This is a genomic window from Phenylobacterium deserti, assembly GCF_003254705.1.
Taxonomy (GTDB): domain Bacteria; phylum Pseudomonadota; class Alphaproteobacteria; order Caulobacterales; family Caulobacteraceae; genus Phenylobacterium; species Phenylobacterium deserti.
Window position 1 is genome coordinate 163,488 of record NZ_QFYR01000001.1, and the last position, 19,235, is coordinate 182,722.

The following is a 19,235-nucleotide window of genomic DNA, read 5'->3' on the forward strand; positions in this document are numbered from 1 at the left end:
ACGGCCGGCCGCGCGGTTGCCGCGTGGCCGGCGGGGCGCTAGGTCGGGGGACTACGGAGTTCCCACATGCACCTCGCCCGCTACAATCCCGTTCGCTTCGCCCATCTGCCTACCCCGTTCGAGCCGCTGCCGCGGCTGAGCGAGGCGCTGATGACGCCCGGCGGCGGCGGTCCCATGCTCTATGTGAAGCGGGACGACTGCACGGGCCTCGCCGGCGGCGGCAACAAGACCCGCAAGCTCGAGTACCTGCTGGGCGATGCGCTGGCCAACGGCGCCGACACCCTGGTCACGCAAGGCGCGGTGCAGTCCAACCACGTGCGCCAGACCGCGGCCGCGGCCGCCAAGTTCGGCATGGCCTGCGAGGTCATTCTGGAGGAGCGCACCTGCTCCAAGGCCACGGACTACAACCGTTCCGGCAACGTCCTGCTGGACGAGCTGCTCGGCGCCAAGATCCGCACTGTGCCGGGCGGAACCGACATGAACGCCATGCTGGCGGAAGTGGCGGCCGAGGTCGCCGACGCGGGCGGCACGCCCTACGTGATCCCCGGCGGCGGCTCCAACATCATCGGCGCGCTCGGCTATGTGGAATGCGCCATGGAGATCCTGACCCAGGCCAACGCCGAAGGCATCGAGATCGACCGCATCGTCACCGCCACCGGCAGCGCCGGCACGCACGCCGGCCTGGTCGCAGGCCTGGCGGTCATGGGCGCGGACATCCCGGTGCTGGGCATTGGCGTGCGCGCGCCCAAGGACGTGCAGGAAGCCAACGTCTTCAAGCTGGCGCAGGACACCGCCGACCTGCTCGGCTATCGCGAGCGCGTGACGCGCGAGATGGTGATCGCCAACTGCGACTACGTCGGCGCCGGGTACGGCCTGATCGACGAGGGCGTGATCGACGCGCTGAAGCTGGCCGCCCGGACGGACGGCCTGCTGCTGGATCCGGTCTACACCGGCAAGGCCATGAAGGGGCTGATCGACCTGTCTCGCAAAGGCGAGTTCGACGGCGAAACGGTTCTCTTCCTGCACACCGGCGGCTCCCAGGGCCTGTTCGGCTACCAGTCGGAGCTGGAGGGACAGCTTTGAGGGAGAGCCTGACCCTCGGCGTCCTGGGCGGCATGGGTCCGGCCGCCACGCTGGACCTGCTCGCCAAGATCCAGGCCTACACGCCGGCCGAGCGCGACCAGGACCACATCCGGGTGCTGGTCGACATCAACCCGAAGGTGCCCGACCGCAACACGCCCGGTTCGGACGCGGGCGACGTGCTGGCCGAGATGGCGGGCGCCCTTGCGGGCGCCGGCGCCGACGTGCTGGCCATCGCCTGCAACACCGCGCACGCCTATGCAGACATCATCCAGCACGCGGCTGAACTGCCGCTGATCGACATGATCGAGACCGCGTCCGTCGCCGCCCGAAACACCGGAGCGCACCGCGTCGGCGTGCTCGGCACCAAGGGCGCCCTGCGGCTCTATCGCGAGTACCTGGCGGCGCAGAACCTCGCCACCGTCACCCTGGACGCCAGCGGCCAGGACCGGTTCATGGATGGGCTCTACCGCATCAAGGCGGGCGATCTCGGTCCTGAAGTGGTGGCGGTGATCCAGGCGCAGGCGGAGACGCTGATCCAGCAGGGCGCCCAGGCGATCATCGCCGGCTGCACGGAAGTTCCTTTGGTGCTCGACCCGGAGGCGCTGAGCGTCCAGCTGATCGACCCGACCGAACACCTAGCGCGCCGCTGCGTCGCCGTGTGCCTGGGCTACGAAGCCATCCCGGTGATGGTCGACTAGCCGAACCGCGGCCTTGGAGCGCGGCGTCGGCGGCTTCGCAACCCTCGGACCGGTGCTAGGGTCAGGCTGAAGCCGGCGGGAGGGGGATTCTTGCACGACGTCGTCGCTAGACCTGCGCTCGACCAGCGCGACGTCCAGCTTGCGCGGCTCTCGGCCGACTTCCTGGTGGAACAGGTCGCCGGCGGGCTGGCCGGCCTGAGCCCCACGGACGCCGTGCTCGTGCTGGCCATCAACCAGGCCAACATCGTCCCCCTTACCCGTGACCCGAACGCCAGGGCCATGTACGGCGCGCTGGAGACACCCGCGCCCGACCAGCTGCGCCGACCGGTGAGCATCAGCGCGATCGCAAGCTCGCTTGGGCTGCCCTTCGAGACCGTGCGGCGCCGAGTTCGATCATTGGAGACGCGCGGCATCTGCGAGGCGGCAGCTGGCGGCGTGATCGTGCCGGAGACCTTTCTGGTCTCGCCCGGCTACCTGCAGTCTGTTGTCGGAACCCACAATGGGCTGCGGCGGCTGTTCCTGGATGCGATGGCGGCCGGGCTGGTGGACGAGCTGCCGGCCAGCCGCTTCGACACGGCCGGCTCCGCGCCGGTACGAGCCGCCGTGCGGCTCGCGTCGGACTTCATCCTGAGAACCGCCGAGCAGCTAATGGCGGCAAGCGGGGATATGATCTCGGCCATCTGCCTGCTGGGCGTGCTGCAGGCGAGCTTGTCCTCCAAAGAGGCCCCGCCCACTGGCATACCGGTCGCGGGCCTGGCGCGCGCTCTTTCCGCCCCACAGGAAACGGTGCGCCGGCATACGCAGGCCCTGGTCGAGCGCGGCCTGTGCTTGCGCGGACGCGGCGGCTTGCTGATCTCAAGCGAGCTGCTGGCGAGCCCTGCCCTGGCCGGCTTTGTTCGAGCCAATGCGGCGAACAGCCAGAGACTGTTCGCCGGGCTTGCCGAGCGCGGCGTCATCGACGCCTGGCGCGCCGCCTAGAAGAACAGCTTCCGGAAGCTCACCCGGACGGTGCGGCCAAGCGGATCGAGGATGTACGGCTGATAGCTGACCGGGGTCTCGCCCGTGGACGTGCGCACGTCCAGCCGCTCGTCGAACAGGTTGTTGATCGAGGCGGTCACGCGCGCGCCGCGCAGCCAGCGGTGCTGACGGGCGATCGGTTGCAAGCCGAGATCCGCGAAAAGCCGCAGGTTCACGGTGGTCAGGTCGGAGAACTTCAGGTCCTGACCGCCCGCGACGCCGAACACTTCGGTGCCGCTCTGCCATTCGGCGGTGACCCGCGCGCCAAGTCCGTTTTTGGAGAAGCCGAGCTGGACCTCGACCTCGTGTTCGGGCTGGCCGCCGGTGCTGCCGGCCGCCGATCCGTTGAGGAGGTCGAGCACCGGCACGCCGGGGCGAATGACGATCTCTTCCTTCAGGTGGACGGTGTGGAAGACGCCGAACTGAAGCGCGCCGCCGCCACGGCCACCCCGGCCGCCGCCGAAGCCGCCGAAACCACCGGGGCCGCCAGGACCGCCCGGCCCGAAGCCGCCGGGACCGCGGGCGCCGTCGCCCCCCTGCCGTGCGCCCGCGCCTTCACGCGGCGGCGCCCCCTCGGGCGGAGCTCCGGCCGGCGCCCCGCCGGGGGCCTGGCTGGCGGCGCCCGGCGCCCCGGCCGCGGCCTGCTGGGCTCCAGGCTGACCAGGTTGGCCCGCCGCTGCGCCTGGGCGAGCGCCGCCCTGCCCGCGCCAGCCGCCCGGCGGACGCTGCGGGCCGAGCGGGCGAGAGTAGTTGAAGCCCCAGCGGAGCTCCTCCCGCTCCTGCCGTTCGAAGTTCACCGGCCGGCTGTCGATCTGGATCAGACGTCCTTCGGCGTTGCGCACGAAGCGCTCCGGGAAGGCGGCCTCGATCTCGGCCGTGGCCGTGGGGAAGGAGGCGATCGCGTCCTCGATCCGGGTCTTGGTGTAGTCCGCGCGGAACGTCAGCTGCTGCTGGCTGAACGGCTTGATGTTCAAACCGAGCTTGATAACCCGCCGGTTGTCGGAATTGAGCGCGGGGTTGCCGCCGGTGATCTGGGTGACCTCGACAGTTTCGCCACGGATGAAGTCGAAGACGCGCACCGCGGGCGTAGCGACCTCCGGGTCCCCCAGCTGCTGAATGGTGGGCGGGCCCTCCTCTTCCGTGAAGGAGGCGATCAGGCGGACCGGCGCGATGGGAGACCAGTTCACCCCGCCTCCAACGGTGGTGAGGGTTCCGAAATCCGACAGCCGCTCTGCCGCCAGGTTGACGTTGACCGAGAGGTCGCCGGCCGCGGCCAGGAAGTCGTTCCGGCGACTGGTGATCGGCAGGTCGAAGCTCGCCTGCACGCTGCCGACATCACGCGACAGCTCGACCGAGCGCTGGACGCCCGAGCGGAAGGACTCACTGTCGTACTTGTTGGTCTCGCCGCCGACGGTGAGGGAGGTGTTGAGGGCGCCGGCCGGCAGCTCGAAGAGGCTGCCGTTCACCACCAGCTCCGCATCCGCGGTGGTGATGGTGGACTTGCTCCAGTCCGCGGGACGGCTGAGGAGCAAGGCGCCGCCGAGCGGGGCGAACGGATTTACCGCCGGATCGCCGGCATCGATCGCCGCCTGCAGCAGGGTGGTGTTCAGGCCGGCGTCAGTGAGGCTCTTGGCGTTGCTGCGGTCGGCGTTGGCCGTGAAGGCCCAGCGCCAGCCGGAGCGCGCGCCGTTCGCGGCGAAGCCGAGATGCGCAGTCTCGCTGTCGGAGCGACGCAGCAGCGCCCGGTCGCCCACATATCGGCTGATCTCCACAGGACCGGAGAACGGCGAGAACGGGTTGCCGGCCGGCACCGTGAGCGCCGTCGTCGGCAGGCCCAGTTGGCTCTCGCCTTCGGTCTTCTCGAACCGACCGTTCACGGTGGCGGAGGTCCCACCGCCGAGCGCCCGGGTCAGCACGGCGTTGATTGACAGCTGGTCGGACCCGCTGAGCAGGGTGCGGTAGCCGCCGACGTCGCTGGTCCGGGCCACACCGCCTGCGGCGAAGGCTCCGAGCGTAGGTGCGCCCGTGAGGCTGGTAGGAAGAGGCGCCACGGTCAGCGGCTGGCCGGCCAGGGCGCTGAGCGCGGGATCGATCTCGCCGCCGAACGGTGAAGCCGTGACGTTGCCGATCGTGTCGTACGGACGACCTGACACGTTCTGGATGATGTTGCGCTCGTTCTCGAACAGCGGGTCCGACGTCGAGGCCTTCACGTCGAGCTGGAAGCGGTTGTCGCGCTGGATGCGCAGGGCGTTGGCGTTGACGTCGAAGGCTTCGCGCCCGCCTGCGGTGGCGACGCGAGCGCCGACTTCGGTGGTCAGGGCCCGGAAGCGCGGGCGAAGGACGATGTTCACGACGCGCTGGTCCGCCCGGTAGCCGTACTGAAGCGCCACCTCTTCCGGCAGGATGTCGACCCGCAGGATGGCCTCGGGCGGAAGGTCGCGAATTTCCGAGAAGGACGAGATCCGCGCGGCGTTCACCAGGATGATCGGACGCTCGCCGCCGCGGCCACGGCCGCTGGACACCTGGGGCGCCAGGGCTTCGAGCAGTTCGGCCACCGAGCTTACGCCCAGCGCGCGGATCTCGCGCGGGCCCAGCTGGATCTCCGGCGGGATGTTGCCCGGAACGGTCCCGATCTGAGCGCTGGCGGCGGTGACCACCAGCTCGTCGACCTCGTAGCCTTCCTCATCGGTGCCCACCGCGCCGCCCCCGGCAGGCGCGGCAGGCTCCTCGGCCTGAGGCTGACCGGACGGCGTGGTCTGGGCGGAGGCCGACGTGGCCAGGGCCGCCGCAACCAGGCAGCCGGCCATCAGGATCGTCGGCAGCGCCTCCGGCTCGGACATCGCCTTTCGGCCAAGATTCATCCGCCGAACGCGCTTCGGATCCACCACGCCACAATCTCCTCTTTACGCGACAAACAGGGCGAGACCCTGGGGTCATGCGGATCTCAAACGCCCTGGAACGCCGAACCCGTCGCTGAGAGGCGGCGAAACCTGAAGAGCGCCACACCCGAACCCGCAGGTGTGGCGCCTCCGCATCACTTAAGGTTCAGCTCAGGCACCCTTGGTACGCGCGATGTAGGCGTCGACCAGTTCTTCCAGAACGTTGAGCGGCACGGCGCCGTTCGCCAGCACCACCTCGTGGAAGTCGCGGATGTCGAATTTCGGACCCAGCGCCTTCTCCGCCTTGTCGCGCAGCGCGTTGATCCGCAGCTGGCCGACCATGTAGCTCGTCGCCTGACCCGGATTGTTGATGTAGCGGTTCACCTCGCGGTTGATATCCGCGGTCGCCAGCGGCGAGTTGTCAGTGAAGTAGGCGACCGCCTGCTCCCGGCTCCAGCGCTTGGAGTGCAGGCCAGTGTCGGTCACCAGGCGGATGGCGCGCCAAAGCTGCAGGCCCAGCATGCCGAACTGCGAATAGGGATCCTTGTAGGCCCCCATCTCGCCAGCGAGACGCTCGGTGTAGAGGCCCCAGCCTTCGATGTAGGCGCCGTAGTAGCCGTACTTGCGGAACTTTGGCAGGCCCTCGAGCTCCTGCGCGCGGGCGATCTGGAAGTGGTGGCCCGGTGCGCCCTCGTGGTGGGCGATGCCTTCGGCCTGCACCTTCTGCACCTGATCCATGTTGGCGAGGTTCACGTAGAAGATGCCGGGACGCGAGCCGTCCGGAGCCGGCCGCTCGTAGAAGGCCACAGAAGCCGTCTGTTCGCGGAACGGCTCCACGGCGCGGACTTCCAGCGCCGCCTTCGGCAGGCGGTGGAAGAAGCGCGGCGCGGCGGCCATGGCCTGGGCGATGTAGGTGCGCGCGTCCGACAGGTACTGCTGCTTGCCCGCTTCGCTGTTCGGGTACTTGAAGCGCGGATCGGTGCGGACCTGGACAAAGAACTCCTGCAGCGTGCCCTTGAAGCCGACCTGGGTCTTGATGGCCTCCATTTCGGCGTGGATCGCTTTCACCTGCGCCAGACCCAGCTCGTGGATCTGGTCGGCGGTGAGGTCCGTCGTCGTGTAGAAGCGCAGGCGGCTATCGTAGTATGCGCCGCCCTGCGGCAGGCGCCAGGCGCCGCCGTTACTGGTCGCCTTCGGCTCCACCTCGTCAAGCACGGCGAAGAAGGTGTCGTAGCCACGCTTGAAGGGACCAGTCAGCGCGGCCTGGGCGTCTGCGATCAGCTTGGCCTTCGTCGCAGCCGGCGCATCAAGCTTGCCGACCTTGGTCTTGAAGTCCTCAAGGACGGTGCTGTCGTCGCCGGAGGTGAAGGGCGCGCCTTCAAGGATCTCCTTGGCGTCATTACGGGCCGGCGCGAACACCATCTTCGGCGGCACGATGCCTTGGGCGGCCTGCTGGCGGACGTTGGCCGCGATCTCCTTCATCACTCGCTCGGTGTCGCGGATGCGGGCGATGTAGGCCTGGGCGTCGGCGACCGTGTCGATGCGGTGCTGGTTGATCAGGAACACCGGGATATCGCCGGCGGGCGTTCCGTTGGTGCTGATCGGGAAGCTGTACCAGCGCCACTTGTAGCCCTCGCGCTCCGTGGCGACGGCTTCTTCGAAGAGCCGGTAGCTCAGCTGCGCCTGGGGCCCAAGCCGGGCCGGATCGAACTGGGCCTTCATCTGCGCCAGCTGGCGCTCGCTGAGGTCGAGCTCACGCTTGTTCTGGGCGTCGGTGTAGTCGTCGAGCTTGTCGTAGTTCTGCTTGAGACCGAGGTTGGTGAGGGTCTCAGGGCTGAGCGCCGCCGCTTCATCGAACGCCTTGTCGAGGAAGGCCAGCAGGCGCTGATCCTCCGCCGCGGTGGCGGAAGCGGACGCCGTCTGCGCAGGACCCGTCTGGGCGGCGGCCTGAAGCGGAAGCAACGCCGTCGAGGCGAGCAGGACGAGGGCGAGCGGCGTGGACGCTTTCACGGGGCGCGGTTCCGGTTTCGAGTGCTGGAGGCTCAAGCCATAGCCCGATGGGCAGCCACGGCAAGGCTCAACCGCACGTGGGGGAGAGATGCGCCGCGTGCGCGCCCGTCGCGTGAGCGCTGACGAGGCGGTTGATGAAAAGATCACGACACGGCCACGAGGCGCGTTGGCATCCGGCGGGAGGCGCCTATAGTTCGCCCATGACCGACGAACAAACTGAACTCACCGAAGAAGACCTCCAGGAGATGCTGGAGGAGGCGATCGACATCATCGCCATGACCCTGCCCGAGGACGCCGGCGACGAGTACTGGACCCAGTTCCGGGCTCTGGTCGAAGATCGCGCCCGCGAGATCCTCGAAGAGGAAGTCACTGAGGAAGAAGAGTAGGAAACGGGCTGAGGCGGCTTCGCCTCAGCGCCGGATCACCCATTCGGAAACATAGGCTTGCGCCTTGCGCGCCAGCGCCGGCGGCCCCGAGAAATAGAACTCGCTGCCGAACAGGGTGCGCTGCTCGCGCCAGGCCAGCGGCTTGGTATCCTCGGACCTCAGGATCGCCCGCAGTTCGGCGCGCTTGGCGGCCGGAACGAAGGCGACGTAGGTGGCGTCATGCATGGCTCATCCTCCGAAACCCCTCGTTAAGAAGCGTGAGTCGCCCTTGCCGCGCCAGCACAGGCGCAAGCAAGGGCACTGAATCCCGTGGAGAAGCCGGGGCTTATGCCTCGGCAGCTCTAGAGCCTTGCGGCCCGGAAGGTGTCGCAGGCCGCGGGGTCCCCCGCCTGAACGCCGGTTCGGAACCAGCGCATCCGCTGGTCGGACGAGCCGTGCGTGAAGCTGTCCGGAGCCACCCGGCGGCCGGCGCCGCGCTGGAGCGTGTCGTCGCCCACGGCGGCCGCGGCGCGCAGGCCATCCTCGACGTCCCGCGGATCCAGGGCCACCTGTCCGCCCGACACGCGGGCGGCGTTCGCCACCCAGACGCCGGCGTAGCAGTCGGCCTGCAACTCCAGCCGCACCGAACCGCTTTCGGCGCCTTGCGAGCCCATGCGGCGCGCATCCTGGTTGGCGCCGGTCAGGTTCTGCACGTGGTGCCCAATCTCGTGGGCGATGACGTAGGCGCGGGCGGCCTCGCCTTGGGCGCCGAAACGGCCGGAAAGCTCCTGCCAGAAGGACAGGTCCAGATAAACGCGCTGGTCGGCCGGGCAGTAGAACGGCCCCATGGCGGACTGGCCCATGCCGCAGCCGGTGGTGGTGGACTGGTCGTAGAGCACCACGGCATCGGGACGCTTATAGGTCTGGCCGCTCTGGCGGAAGATCTGGGTCCAGACATCGTCCACGGAGGTGGACACCACGTCTACGAACCGTCCGTCGGCGTCGCTGACCGCGCCGCGCACACCCGTCTGCTGCTGCGCCTGACCACCGCCGGCCCCGCTGAGCGCGCCCATGGTGGTGTCGGGGCTGATGCCGAAAACGAAGTAGCCGATCAGGGCGAGGATCACCCCGCCCGCGCCAAGCCCGCCGACGCCCGCGACAGGGCCGAGGCCACGACGGTCCTCGATGTTCCCGGACTGGCGTCCGCCTTGCCAGCGCATTCCAAGCCTCTCAAGCCGCTTTCAGGACGACGACACAACGCCGACGGTCCGTTCGCGCTCCACGGCGCCTAGCGACGGCGGGCGGAGGCCTCGCGCACCCGGCGGTTCGACTCGGCCAGGCGATCATCGGGAATGGACGCCAGGCCGCTGGTGTCGAGACGCGCCGGGGGCGCACCGGGATAGATCTGGTTTTGGGGCGCCGACGGAAGGCGGGGCGAAAGCGCCTGGGCTCGGACATCGGCGATGCCACGCTCGGTCCGCAGACGCGCGTCCAGCGCCATCAGCTCGTTGGAGGTGGCGATCTCCCGCTGGCGAGCCATGTCCATCTGTTGCTGCATCTCTTGCAGCCGCATCTCTGTCTGCGCCCGCTGCTGGAGCAGCAGGTCCTGCTGGGCGAACGCAGGGCCGGCCGCAAGGCCGAGAGCGAGAACGGAAAGGACGAAGGCGCGGCGCATGAGGGGTCTCCTGTCCCGCAGATGGGACACCGAGGCGGCCTTCGCCACCGCGGTCCTCTCTGCAACGCGTCAGCCGCGTCGGAAGCGCCGAATCTCGCGATGAAGGATGTAGATTCCACTGGCTGCGACGATCACCGAGCCGACAACCGTCGCCGGATGAGGCAGCTCCCCCCAGATCAGGAAGCCCAGCGCCGTCGCCCAGATCAGCTGGGTGTAGTCGAAGGGCGCGACCACGCCGACGGGCGCCCGCCGCAGCGCCTCGGTCAGGAACAGCTGGCCGACGCCGCCAATCAGGCCGCAACCGATCAGCCCCATGAGGGTCACGGGATCCGGGGTCTTCCAGCCGGTGAACAGACAGCCGACCAGGCCGGTGAGCGCCCCGGCCAGCGTGAAGTAGAAGACGATGGTCTGCCCACGCTCCAGCGCCGCCATCTGCCGGATCGCCACCATGGCGCCGGCGGTGCCGACCGCCGCGATCACCGCCAGCCCGCCGCCCATGAGGTTCATGTGGCCGGGCTGGGGCTGCACCATGATCAGCACCCCGATGAACCCCACGGCCACCGCGCCCCAGCGGTGCGGGCCGACCGCCTCCTTCAGCAGCAAGGCCGACAGGGCGGTCATGAACAGCGGCGCGGCGAACTGGATCGCGGTGCTTTCGGTCAGGGGCAGGTACTGCACGGCCGTGAAGCTGCAGATCATGCTGAGCAGGCCAGAGATCGAGCGGCGCAGGTGGGCGACCGGGCGTGTGGTCTTCAGCGCCTGTAGGCCGGCGGTGCGCCAGATGTAGAGCCCGATGGGAATGAAGGCGAAGGCGTTGCGGAAGAAGATGATCTCGAACACCGGCACGCCGCGCGAGCCGGACCACTTCACCGACGCATTGAGGCCGGCCATGCAGATCATGGCGGTGACCCGAAGGGCGATGCCCAGCGCCGGCTGCTGGCGCGGCGGCTGAAAGTCGGCGGCGGCGGTCACGCCCGTGCTGTGCGGCGCTTCCGCACCGCGGGTCAAGCCGGGCGGATGCCCGTCATCAGGAAGCGACTGGCCGGCAAGGCCGGCATCCGGCCCAGATCGACCGAAAGGTCCTGGGGCGGGACGTCGTAGGTCATGCCCGACACGAGCTGTCGGACCGCTCGCTTCATCAGTTCGATGGTGATCCATTCGCCTGGGCAGCGATGGGTCTTGGCGACCTCGCCCGCCCCTTGCGGGATGAAGTTGAAGGCGTTGGCCTCCCCGCGCTGGAAACGCTCCGGATCGAAGCGTTCGGGATCGGTCCAGCTGCGCGGATCGTGCAGCGTCCCGTAGAGATCGAGAAGCACCCAGTCGCCCTTCTCGAACCGCACGCCGCGCCACTCGAACGCCTGGCGTGCACGGCCGCCCACCGCCGGGAAGAAAGGATAGAAGCGGCGCACCTCCTGGACGAACGCCTCCAGCAGGCTGTCGTCGTCGCCCGCCAGTCGCTCGCGCCATTGCGGATGCTCGTGCAGGGCCAGGCCGCAGAAGGCGATGAAGCGATCCACGGCCACCGTCGGGCGCGTGACGTTCAGGTACTCGACGGCGGCGACCGGAATACTGAGCCGCTCGCCATCGACATCGAGGTGGTGGGCCACCGCGTAGAGCGCGGTGTCCGGCTCTGGCGCGAGCTCTCCTTCCCGCACCTTGCGAACCAGCCTCCTGGCCCAATGCTCGGTGCGGGCTCTAAGGGCCAGGCCACGCCAGTTGCGGGGCCCGGCAGATCCCGCGCCTTCGATCATGGCGCGGAACTCGCGGGCTCGCCGTCCGGCTTCGGGCTCGTCCAGAGGGCTGCCCGCCCAAGCGCAGACGGCTCGAGTCAAGATCTCGCCGGCCTCGACATAGAGCCTCGCGCGGCCCCGTTCCGCCCAGGTCGCAAGCCGCGCGCGCCACTGACGGTCGAACTCCTCGCCGAGCGCCTGCACCCGCTGCGGGCTCATCAGCGACAGAAACATCCGCTTGCGCGAGCGGTGCGCGGGGCCGCTCATCCGCTGCACGCTGCCGAGGTCCTGCAGGGCCATGAGCGTGGTCGGCGGCAAGGCGCCTTTGCGGGTGAAGCGGTCGGGCTCGTAGAACATGCGGGCCGCGTCCTCGCCTTGAACGCAGGTGACCTCCTGCATCATCAGGCGCGTGCGGACCATGTCGGAGCCCGCCTTGCGGAAGCGCTCGGGCAGGAACTCGTAGCCCTTGCTCAGGAACTCCGCCGTGCCGTCCAGGCGATGCTCCGTGGGTATCTCTGACATACAGACCTCGCTGCCCCAGGGCCGAACACCTGAGGGGCGAGCAGGTTCGCCGCGCCTCAAAGGGCGGTATGGTCGCTCCATGGCAGCCACCCCGCCGTTCGGCGCTCCGGAAGACGTTTACGAGGCCTGGGTCCGCGAGGAGCTCCGGTGCTGGCGCGCCGAGGTGCTCAAGCCGCCGGGTCTGGCGAGCCGGGCGGCGCGCGGGGTGCAGCAGCGGGTCAACCGGATCATCCCGGAGAAGGTGCATGCGGCGGTCACCCGGGTGATCGAGCAGATGACGCGCGGGATCCTGACCGGCTCGCACGCGGTCACCGCCCGGCCGCTGTCAGGCGTCCCTTTGAGCGAGCGGGACCGCCGGGCGCTGGCCGCCATTGCCAGCTATCGGACCGCGGCGGCGGCAGAAGGCGGCGTGGCGGGCGCCGGCGGGTTCTGGCTCGCGGTGGCGGACTTCCCGGCGCTGATCGCCATCAAGATCAAGCTGCTGTTCGACCTGATGGCGATCTACGGACGCTCGGGCGAGGATTTCGCTGAGCGGCTCTACCTGCTGCACATCTTCGAGCTGGCGTTTTCCTCGGCCGATCACCGCGCGCAGGTGTTCCACACGCTCGAGGACTGGGACCGGCGCGAGCATCCTAGCCATCTGGACGGCTTCAACTGGCGTAGCTTCCAGCAGGAGTACCGGGACTACATCGACCTCGCAAAGATGGCTCAGCTGATCCCGCTGATCGGCGCGCCTGTCGGGGCGGTGGTGAACTGGCGCCTGACTGAGCGAGTCGGCCACACGGCGATGAACGCCTATCGCATGCGCTGGCTGGCGCAAGGTGAGTAGATCCTCACATTAAGTTCAGGGCCGCAGCGGTTCCCGATCAGTCAAGCGTCGTCTAGCTAAGACCCATGAGGGACCTGCAAAACCTGCTGAACGAACTGGATCAGTTCTCCACCGTGATGATCGCCGGCTCTTCGACATCGAAGACGGATCAGCTCCTCGATCGACTGAACGCCTCGGGCATCAATGTTATCGGACCGGTCGACACCGCTTCGAAAGCGCTCGCGCTGATTGCGCAAAGCCATGTAGATCTTGCGGTTATCGATCCGGAACTCGCCGGCGCTCGCAACGGAGCGGAACTGGCGCGCAGCCTAAGGGAGACCTGGGGCGTTCGAGCCCACGTCGTCACTCACGCCCCCGCGTGAGTGCGGTACGGGAGCGCCTTGCGTGAGCCGCCTGATCGTTATCTCCAATCGCGTCAGCCCACCCGCGGAAGACGGCGAGGCCAGCGTCGGCGGCTTGGCCATGGCGCTGTCTGCGGCCCTGCGCGAGTACAGCGGGATCTGGTTCGGCTGGAGCGGCCGAACCGTTCCCGAGTTCACGGGGCAGCTGAGCATTGAGCGGGGCGCCGGGGTCACGGTGGCCACGGTCGACCTCGAGGAGCAGGACCGGGACGAGTACTACAACGGCTACGCCAACCGGACCCTGTGGCCGCTGTTTCACTATCGGATCGACCTGTCCGCCTACGAGCGCTCGTTCGACCAAGGCTATGCGCGGGTAAACGCCCGCTTTGCCGACACGGTGCTGCCGCTGGTCGACCCGGCGGACTTCGTGTGGGTGCACGACTACCACCTGATCCCGCTGGGACAGGAGCTGCGCCGACGTGGGCTGAAGAACCGCATGGGCTTCTTCCTGCACATCCACTGGCCGCCCAGGCGCTTGTTCGCCACGCTGCCCAACCACCGCGAGTTGGTGCAGTCGCTGTTCGACTACGACCTGGTGGGCTTCCAGACCGAAGACTCGCTGACCGCCTTCCAGGAATATGTGGTGCAGAGCGAGGGCGGCGTCCTGCACCCGGACGGCACCGCCGAGGCGTTCGGCCGGCGCATCCAGCTCGGCAGCTTCCCTATCGGCCTGGACGCGGAGCCGTTTACCGCAGCGGCCAATGGCGAGTCGGCCGCCGGCTGGCGGGAGCGCATGCGCCAGAGCCTGGCCGGCCGCCAGATGATCATGGGCGTGGACCGCCTCGACTACTCCAAGGGCCTGGAGGAGCGGTTCCTGGCCTACGAGGACTATCTGCGCACCACGCCCGAGGCTCAGGAGCGGGTATTCCTGCTGCAGGTCGCCACGCCCAGCCGGGGCGACGTTCCCGCCTATCAGGAAATCCGCGCCCGTTTGGACGCCGTTTCCGGCCGGATCAACGGCGCGTTCGCGACCGCCGACTGGGTGCCGATCCGCTATGTGAACCGCAGCTATCGCCGCGACGAACTGGCCGGCATGTACCGCGCGGCCTGCATCGGCCTCGTCACGCCGTTACGCGACGGCATGAACCTGGTGGCCAAGGAGTATGTGGCGGCCCAGGACCCGACGGACCCAGGCGTCCTGGTGCTTTCCCAGTTCGCGGGCGCGGCGGAGCAGATGGGCGAGGCGTTGATCGTCAACCCGTTCAGCCGCGAAGAGATGTCCGATGCGATCCGCCGCGGGCTGTCGATGAGCAAGGCCGAGCGGGTTCGCCGGTGGGAGAGCCTGATGCACGGCGTGCAGACCCAGGACGTCACCGCCTGGCGCGATGCGTTCGTGCAGGCTTTAATGCATCCACCCGCCGTCGAAGCGGCCGAGGCGACCTAGAGCCGCAACCCTTCCCGACTTTGCCAAATGTGAGTCAACGTCCGCCTTAGTGTCGCCATCCCGACACGGCGCACTCGGTGGGCCCAAGGGGGGAGAGCCCAGCGGGAGACGACACATGGCGGACGTGCACTACGGCGTGGTCCAGCAGAACGGCGCCTGGACCATCATCGGCGACCACCTGAAGTTCGGTCGTTATCGGCGGCGCAGCGCGGCGATCCGAGCCGCCCGCCGACTGGGCGAGACGTCCTCGGGCCTCGCCTTCCAGCTCCACGTGCAGGACGAATGCGGGCAGCTGCGCCGCTGCGAGAGCGACTGACGTTGGGTGAAGCTTGCGCGGCGGCGTTTTGGCTTTAACCCAGAAGGCCCGACGCTCCGAGGATCGCCGCCGTGCTGACCGTCCACCACCTGAACAACTCCCGCTCGCAGCGCGTGCTCTGGCTGCTGGAGGAACTGGGGGTCCCTTACGAGGTGGTGCGCTACGAGCGCGATCCGAAGACCATGCTGGCGCCCGCCGCGTTGAAGGCCGTTCACCCGCTGGGCAAGTCGCCCGTAGTGACGGTCGATGGTGAGACGATCGCGGAGACCGGCGCGATCCTGGAGTTCATCCTGGAGCGCTACGGACAAGGGCGGCTCGCGCCGCCGGCCGGCACGCCGGAAGCCCGGCAGATGCGATACTGGCTGCACTATGCGGAAGGCTCGGCCATGTCGCCGCTTCTCCTGAAGCTGGTGTTCAGCCGGATGTCCGGGCGTGCGCCGGGACTGCTCAAGCCGCTGGTGGGATCGATCGCCAGCCGCGCCCAGGTCGAGGTGGTGGATCCGCAGCTCAAGGCGCACTTCGACTACTGGGAAGCCGAGCTCTCCAAGACCGGCTGGTTCGCAGGCCCGGCGTTCAGCGCCGCCGACGTGATGATGAGCTTCCCTGTGGAAGCCGCCGCCGCTCGCGGCGGAGCCTTGGAAGGGCGCCCGCGCCTGACCCAGTTCCTGAAGACGATCCACGCGCGCCCCGCCTACCAGCGGGCGCTGGAGCGCGGCGGCCCCTACGCCTACGCCTGACCTGAAGTGGCGGTCAGGCCCGAGCGTCCGCGCGACAGAAGCGATTAGCTCAGGCGAAGATCGCCAGCCCAAGCGGTGACGAAGTCGATGCGACGCGATGCGCAGTCCCACCGCGCCTTCTCGCACCCGGCCTGGTTGTTGTTTTGGTTGGGATATCTGGTCGACCGGAGCAGAGCCATGCCCTATGACGCGGCCTGGCCTCAGAATGGATCAAGTTGATGGGCGCTCAGTGACGGTGAACCCCAGCGGCTACTCTGAACTCGACCGCATCGCGCGACATGTCATCGAGAGTGCGACGGACTTCGCGATCATCACAACCGACACCGACGGCCACGTCACCGGCTGGAACCCTGGCGCCGAGGCGATCTTCGGCTGGACGGCCGATGAGATCGTCGGGAAGGCCATCACGCTCATCCACACGCCGGAAGATCAGCGCGCAGGAACGGTTCTTCAGGAGTTTGCGGCGGCCCGGCGCGAAGGGCGCTGCGAACATGAGAGATGGCGCATTCGAAAAGACGGTCAGCCCGTCTTCTCGTCAGGCGTCACGACACCGCTCCGAGATCCGGCCACGGGAGCCGATCTCGGCTACCTGAAAGTTCTGCGAGACCGGACCGCGGAGGAAAGCGCCGCCGCGAAGAAGCGCGAGCAAGATCAACGAAATGCGTTCCTGCTGCAGCTGACGGACGTCCTGCGGGCTGGCGGCGACACGAACGAGCTGTTGCCGGCCATTTGCGCGCTGCTCGGGTCGTGGTTCGACGTTCAACGGGTCGGCTACGGCAACGTCGACGAGGTCGACGACCTCGTGACCTATGACGTTTGCTGGACCGACGGGTCGGTCCCCGTCCTTCTGGGCGAATTCCCCGGCAGCGCGTTCGGCGCAAAGGTGATGGAGCGGCTCAGAGCGGGCCAAACCGTCGCCATGAGCGATGTGCGGTCAGACCCCCTGACCGCGGACAGCGCATCTCAGAAAACCTCCAACGAAGTCGACACGCGGGCCGTGCTCGTGACGCCGCTCGTCAAAGCCGGTCGGCTCCGCACCATCCTTTACCTGAACCAACGTACGCCTCGGCCGTGGACGGCCGCGGATGTGGCTTTGTTGGAAGAGGTCGCTGAGCGCAGCCGCGAACTGCTGGAGCGGGCGCGCGCAGAGAACGCGCTGCGAACCCAGCGGGCCAGGCTCGACCTGGCGACCCGAGCAGCCCGGCTCGGCGTCTGGGATTGGCGGCTGGAAACAAACGAGCTGGACTTCTCCCCGCGCGCTCGGGAGATCTGGGGCTTCCCTCCGGACGAGCCGGTCACCTACCAGATGCTCGCCGCCGCGATGCATCCTGAGGACCTCGCAGCGGTTCAGGCGCAGTTCGCAAGAGCGACGGACGCCGAGACCCGGGACGAAGCGCCATACGAATATCGGGTGCGCACGCCCGACGGAGTTCGCTGGATCCGCGCGCACGGCGAGGCGGTGTTCGAGGATCGGGATGGGCAGGTGGTCGCCGTCCGATACGTCGGAACCATGGAGGACGTCACCGACGCTCGAGACACCCAGGCCGCGCTTGCCGCGTCGGAAGCGCGGCTCAAGCTGGCCGTCGACGCCGGACGAATGGCGGTTTGGGAGATCAACGCCGCGGGCGAGGTCGCTCACGCGCCGCAGCTGAACAAGCTGCTCGGATTGCCGGAAGACGCCCGCCCAACGCTCGCCGAGATCCACGAGCGCTACTACCCCGGAGAGCTGGAGCGGCTGCAGGGTCTTGCCGCAGCTGCCATGGCGAACGGCGAACGCTACCTGGAGTTCGAGTACCGCCATCTCTGGCCAAACGACGAGGTGCGATGGCTGGCCGCCCGCGCCGAATTCCTGTTCACGGCGGCAGGAGAGCCAGCCGGCGTGATCGGCGTCGTCTTAGACATCACCGAGCGCAAGCATGCGGAGCTGGCGCTGACTGCCCTGAACCAGTCGCTGGAAAGCGAGGTTGCCGCTCGAACGGCTGAGCGTGACCGCATGTGGCGGATCTCAACCGAGCTCATGCTGGTGGCGGATTTCGAGGCCATCATCCGTGCAGTGAACCCCGCCTGGACGCTGCACCTCGGGTACGAGCCGCACGAGCTGCATGGGCAGAAGTTCCTGGACCTCGTTCATCCAGACGACGTCCAGTCCACGGTGAACGAAGTGGGCAAGCTCGCCGATGGGGTCACCACCTTTCGGTTTGAGAACCGGTACCGGCACAAGGACGGCTCCTACCGTTGGCTGAACTGGACGGCCGTCCCGGACGAAGGTTTCATTCACGCCGTCGCCCGCGATGTCACAGACGAGAAGGCGGCTGCGGAGGCGCTCCAAAGGACCGAGCAAGCGCTGCGCCAGGCGCAGAAGATGGAGGCGGTCGGGCAGCTGACCGGCGGCATCGCTCACGACTTCAACAACATGCTGGCCATTGTCATCGGGAGCCTGGATCTGGCGCGCCGCCGCCTCGACCGCGGCCAGTCCGGCGCGGAACGTTACCTTGACAGCGCACGTGAGGGCGCAACCCGCGCGGCCACTCTGACCCAGCGCCTGCTGGCGTTTTCTCGACAGCAACCGCTGTCGCCGCGCGTGCTCAACGTGAACCGGTTGGTCAGCGACATGTCGGAACTGCTCCACCGCACGCTTGGGGAGACGATCCGATTAGAGGTCGTCCAGGCAGGCGGGCTATGGCCGGTGAACGCCGACCCGCACCAGCTCGAGAGCGCGATCGTGAACCTAGCGGTCAACGCGCGCGACGCCATGCCTGACGGCGGTCAGCTTACGGTGGAGACGGCCAACGCCCACCTCGACGACACCTATACGCGCCAGCACCTGGGGCTGAACCCGGGCCAGTATGTGATGGTGGCGGTGACCGACAAAGGCTCAGGCATGCCGCCTGAGGTCATCGAGCGCGTGTTCGATCCTTTCTTCACCACCAAGCCTGTGGGCAAGGGAACTGGGCTTGGGCTCTCGATGGTCTACGGCTTCGTCAAGCAGTCGGGCGGCCACGTGGCGATCTATTCGGAGCTCGGGGTCGGGACGACTCTGAAGATCTACCTCCCGCGCCATCTCGGCGTCCTCGAAGAACAGGCCACGCCTGCGCAGGCGGCCCTGCTGCCGGAAGCCGGCGGCACCGAGGTCGTGCTGGTGGTTGAGGATGAAGAGCGCGTCAGGCAGATGAGCGTCGATGCTTTGAAGGAGCTTGGCTACATCGTGTACCAAGCCTCGGGGGGCGAAGAGGCGATCCGCGTCGTGGAAACCCTGGCCCGCCTAGATCTTCTGTTCACTGATGTGGTGATGGCCGGAATGAGCGGGCGCCAACTGGCCGACCAGGTCCAGGCGCGCGCGCCGCATGTGAAAGTGCTCTTCACGACCGGCTATACCCGCAATGCCGTTGTCCATAACGGGGTGCTGGACCCGGGCGTGGAATTCCTGCCCAAGCCATTCAGCATCGCGGATCTGGCGATCAAGGTCCGGAGCGTCCTGGACAGCCAGGCGGCCGCCAGATGAGGTCGAGGGGATCTCGCACTAGCCAGGCGGGTGGCGGCTGTTGGAGCGTGAACCAAACCACAGTCACGCCGCGCCCCTGGGAGGCTT

General features: G+C 68.2%; 17 protein-coding genes. 10 read left to right on the plus strand and 7 right to left on the minus strand.

Going from position 1 to position 19,235, the window contains the following annotated elements:
- Window positions 1-66: 66 nt before the first annotated feature.
- The 3 genes from cuyA to DJ018_RS00825 all read left to right on the plus strand — a co-directional run bounded on the left by cuyA (window position 67) and on the right by DJ018_RS00825 (window position 2,759).
- Entirely contained in the window at window positions 67-1,083 is a 1,017-nt protein-coding gene (gene cuyA, locus DJ018_RS00815) for a D-cysteate sulfo-lyase (protein ID WP_111512909.1), read from the plus strand.
- Window positions 1,080-1,781: a cysteate racemase gene (gene cuyB / locus DJ018_RS00820; protein ID WP_276309798.1), complete on the plus strand. Its 702-nt coding sequence runs from the start codon at window positions 1,080-1,082 to the stop codon at window positions 1,779-1,781. The genes cuyA and cuyB overlap by 4 nt, the downstream gene beginning before the upstream one ends.
- A 90-nt stretch (window positions 1,782-1,871) precedes the next feature.
- Window positions 1,872-2,759 carry a hypothetical protein gene (locus DJ018_RS00825; protein ID WP_111512910.1) on the plus strand — a complete coding sequence of 296 codons (888 nt, stop codon included), beginning with the start codon at window positions 1,872-1,874 and terminating at the stop codon, window positions 2,757-2,759.
- On the opposite strand, the gene DJ018_RS00830 is transcribed toward DJ018_RS00825, so the two are convergent.
- Together DJ018_RS00830 and DJ018_RS00835 are read right to left on the minus strand one after the other, a co-directional pair.
- Complete coding sequence (locus DJ018_RS00830) at window positions 2,756-5,659, minus strand: porin family protein (RefSeq protein WP_133254192.1); 2,904 nt, start codon at window positions 5,657-5,659, stop codon at window positions 2,756-2,758. The genes DJ018_RS00825 and DJ018_RS00830 overlap by 4 nt on opposite strands.
- 189 nt (window positions 5,660-5,848) lie before the next feature.
- The gene (locus DJ018_RS00835; protein ID WP_111512912.1) at window positions 5,849-7,687 is read right to left on the minus strand and encodes a DUF885 domain-containing protein; all 1,839 of its coding nucleotides are present in this window, start codon (window positions 7,685-7,687) and stop codon (window positions 5,849-5,851) included.
- A gap of 200 nt (window positions 7,688-7,887) precedes the next feature.
- On the opposite strand from DJ018_RS00835, the gene DJ018_RS00840 reads away from it, so the two are divergent.
- Complete coding sequence (locus DJ018_RS00840) at window positions 7,888-8,073, plus strand: hypothetical protein (protein ID WP_111512913.1); 186 nt, start codon at window positions 7,888-7,890, stop codon at window positions 8,071-8,073.
- 24 nt (window positions 8,074-8,097) lie between these two features.
- Here the strand turns inward: DJ018_RS00840 and DJ018_RS00845 are convergent, their stop codons facing one another.
- The 5 genes from DJ018_RS00845 to DJ018_RS00865 all read right to left on the minus strand — a co-directional run bounded on the left by DJ018_RS00845 (window position 8,098) and on the right by DJ018_RS00865 (window position 11,979).
- On the minus strand, window positions 8,098-8,298 hold the full coding sequence (locus DJ018_RS00845; RefSeq protein ID WP_111512914.1) for a hypothetical protein: 201 nt from the start codon (window positions 8,296-8,298) through the stop codon (window positions 8,098-8,100).
- Between the two features lie 116 nt (window positions 8,299-8,414).
- Window positions 8,415-9,272: a KPN_02809 family neutral zinc metallopeptidase gene (gene ypfJ / locus DJ018_RS00850; protein WP_111512915.1), complete on the minus strand. Its 858-nt coding sequence runs from the start codon at window positions 9,270-9,272 to the stop codon at window positions 8,415-8,417.
- A 68-nt stretch (window positions 9,273-9,340) separates the two neighbouring features.
- Complete coding sequence (locus DJ018_RS00855; RefSeq protein WP_111512916.1) at window positions 9,341-9,727, minus strand: hypothetical protein; 387 nt, start codon at window positions 9,725-9,727, stop codon at window positions 9,341-9,343.
- Between the two features lie 69 nt (window positions 9,728-9,796).
- A complete protein-coding gene (locus DJ018_RS00860) occupies window positions 9,797-10,735 on the minus strand; it encodes a DMT family transporter (RefSeq protein ID WP_111512917.1) in 939 nt (312 codons plus the stop codon).
- Window positions 10,732-11,979, minus strand: a complete 1,248-nt coding sequence (locus DJ018_RS00865) for a cytochrome P450 (protein ID WP_111512918.1) — start codon at window positions 11,977-11,979, stop codon at window positions 10,732-10,734. The genes DJ018_RS00860 and DJ018_RS00865 overlap by 4 nt, the downstream gene beginning before the upstream one ends.
- Before the next feature lie 79 nt (window positions 11,980-12,058).
- On the opposite strand from DJ018_RS00865, the gene DJ018_RS00870 reads away from it, so the two are divergent.
- The 6 genes from DJ018_RS00870 (at window position 12,059) to DJ018_RS00895 (ending at window position 19,148) form a co-directional block, all read left to right on the plus strand.
- A complete protein-coding gene (locus DJ018_RS00870) occupies window positions 12,059-12,808 on the plus strand; it encodes an EcsC family protein (RefSeq protein ID WP_111512919.1) in 750 nt (249 codons plus the stop codon).
- 65 nt (window positions 12,809-12,873) lie between these two features.
- Window positions 12,874-13,170 (plus strand): response regulator, encoded by a 297-nt coding sequence (locus DJ018_RS00875; RefSeq protein WP_111512920.1) that lies wholly within the window; start codon window positions 12,874-12,876, stop codon window positions 13,168-13,170.
- A 22-nt stretch (window positions 13,171-13,192) separates the two neighbouring features.
- Window positions 13,193-14,593: an alpha,alpha-trehalose-phosphate synthase (UDP-forming) gene (locus DJ018_RS00880; RefSeq protein ID WP_111512921.1), complete on the plus strand. Its 1,401-nt coding sequence runs from the start codon at window positions 13,193-13,195 to the stop codon at window positions 14,591-14,593.
- 115 nt (window positions 14,594-14,708) lie between these two features.
- A complete protein-coding gene (locus DJ018_RS00885) occupies window positions 14,709-14,909 on the plus strand; it encodes a hypothetical protein (RefSeq protein ID WP_111512922.1) in 201 nt (66 codons plus the stop codon).
- Window positions 14,910-14,980: 71 nt separating this feature from the next.
- Complete coding sequence (locus DJ018_RS00890; RefSeq protein WP_111512923.1) at window positions 14,981-15,646, plus strand: glutathione S-transferase family protein; 666 nt, start codon at window positions 14,981-14,983, stop codon at window positions 15,644-15,646.
- 205 nt (window positions 15,647-15,851) lie between these two features.
- Complete coding sequence (locus DJ018_RS00895; RefSeq protein WP_165842761.1) at window positions 15,852-19,148, plus strand: PAS domain S-box protein; 3,297 nt, start codon at window positions 15,852-15,854, stop codon at window positions 19,146-19,148.
- Window positions 19,149-19,235 lie beyond the last annotated feature (87 nt).

Excerpts from the sequence above, each read along its gene's own strand:
- DJ018_RS00830 (WP_133254192.1), bottom strand. The coding sequence starts at position 5,659 with ATGAATCTTGGCCGAAAGGCGATGTCCGAGCCGGAGGCGCTGCCGACG.
- DJ018_RS00875 (WP_111512920.1), top strand. The coding sequence starts at position 12,874 with ATGAGGGACCTGCAAAACCTGCTGAACGAACTGGATCAGTTCTCCACC.
- DJ018_RS00845 (WP_111512914.1), bottom strand. The coding sequence starts at position 8,298 with ATGCATGACGCCACCTACGTCGCCTTCGTTCCGGCCGCCAAGCGCGCC.
- DJ018_RS00885 (WP_111512922.1), top strand. The coding sequence starts at position 14,709 with ATGGCGGACGTGCACTACGGCGTGGTCCAGCAGAACGGCGCCTGGACC.
- DJ018_RS00870 (WP_111512919.1), top strand. The coding sequence starts at position 12,059 with ATGGCAGCCACCCCGCCGTTCGGCGCTCCGGAAGACGTTTACGAGGCC.
- DJ018_RS00865 (WP_111512918.1), bottom strand. The coding sequence starts at position 11,979 with ATGTCAGAGATACCCACGGAGCATCGCCTGGACGGCACGGCGGAGTTC.
- cuyA (WP_111512909.1), top strand. The coding sequence starts at position 67 with ATGCACCTCGCCCGCTACAATCCCGTTCGCTTCGCCCATCTGCCTACC.
- DJ018_RS00855 (WP_111512916.1), bottom strand. The coding sequence starts at position 9,727 with ATGCGCCGCGCCTTCGTCCTTTCCGTTCTCGCTCTCGGCCTTGCGGCC.
- DJ018_RS00895 (WP_165842761.1), top strand. The coding sequence starts at position 15,852 with ATGGATCAAGTTGATGGGCGCTCAGTGACGGTGAACCCCAGCGGCTAC.
- DJ018_RS00840 (WP_111512913.1), top strand. The coding sequence starts at position 7,888 with ATGACCGACGAACAAACTGAACTCACCGAAGAAGACCTCCAGGAGATG.
- ypfJ (WP_111512915.1), bottom strand. The coding sequence starts at position 9,272 with ATGCGCTGGCAAGGCGGACGCCAGTCCGGGAACATCGAGGACCGTCGT.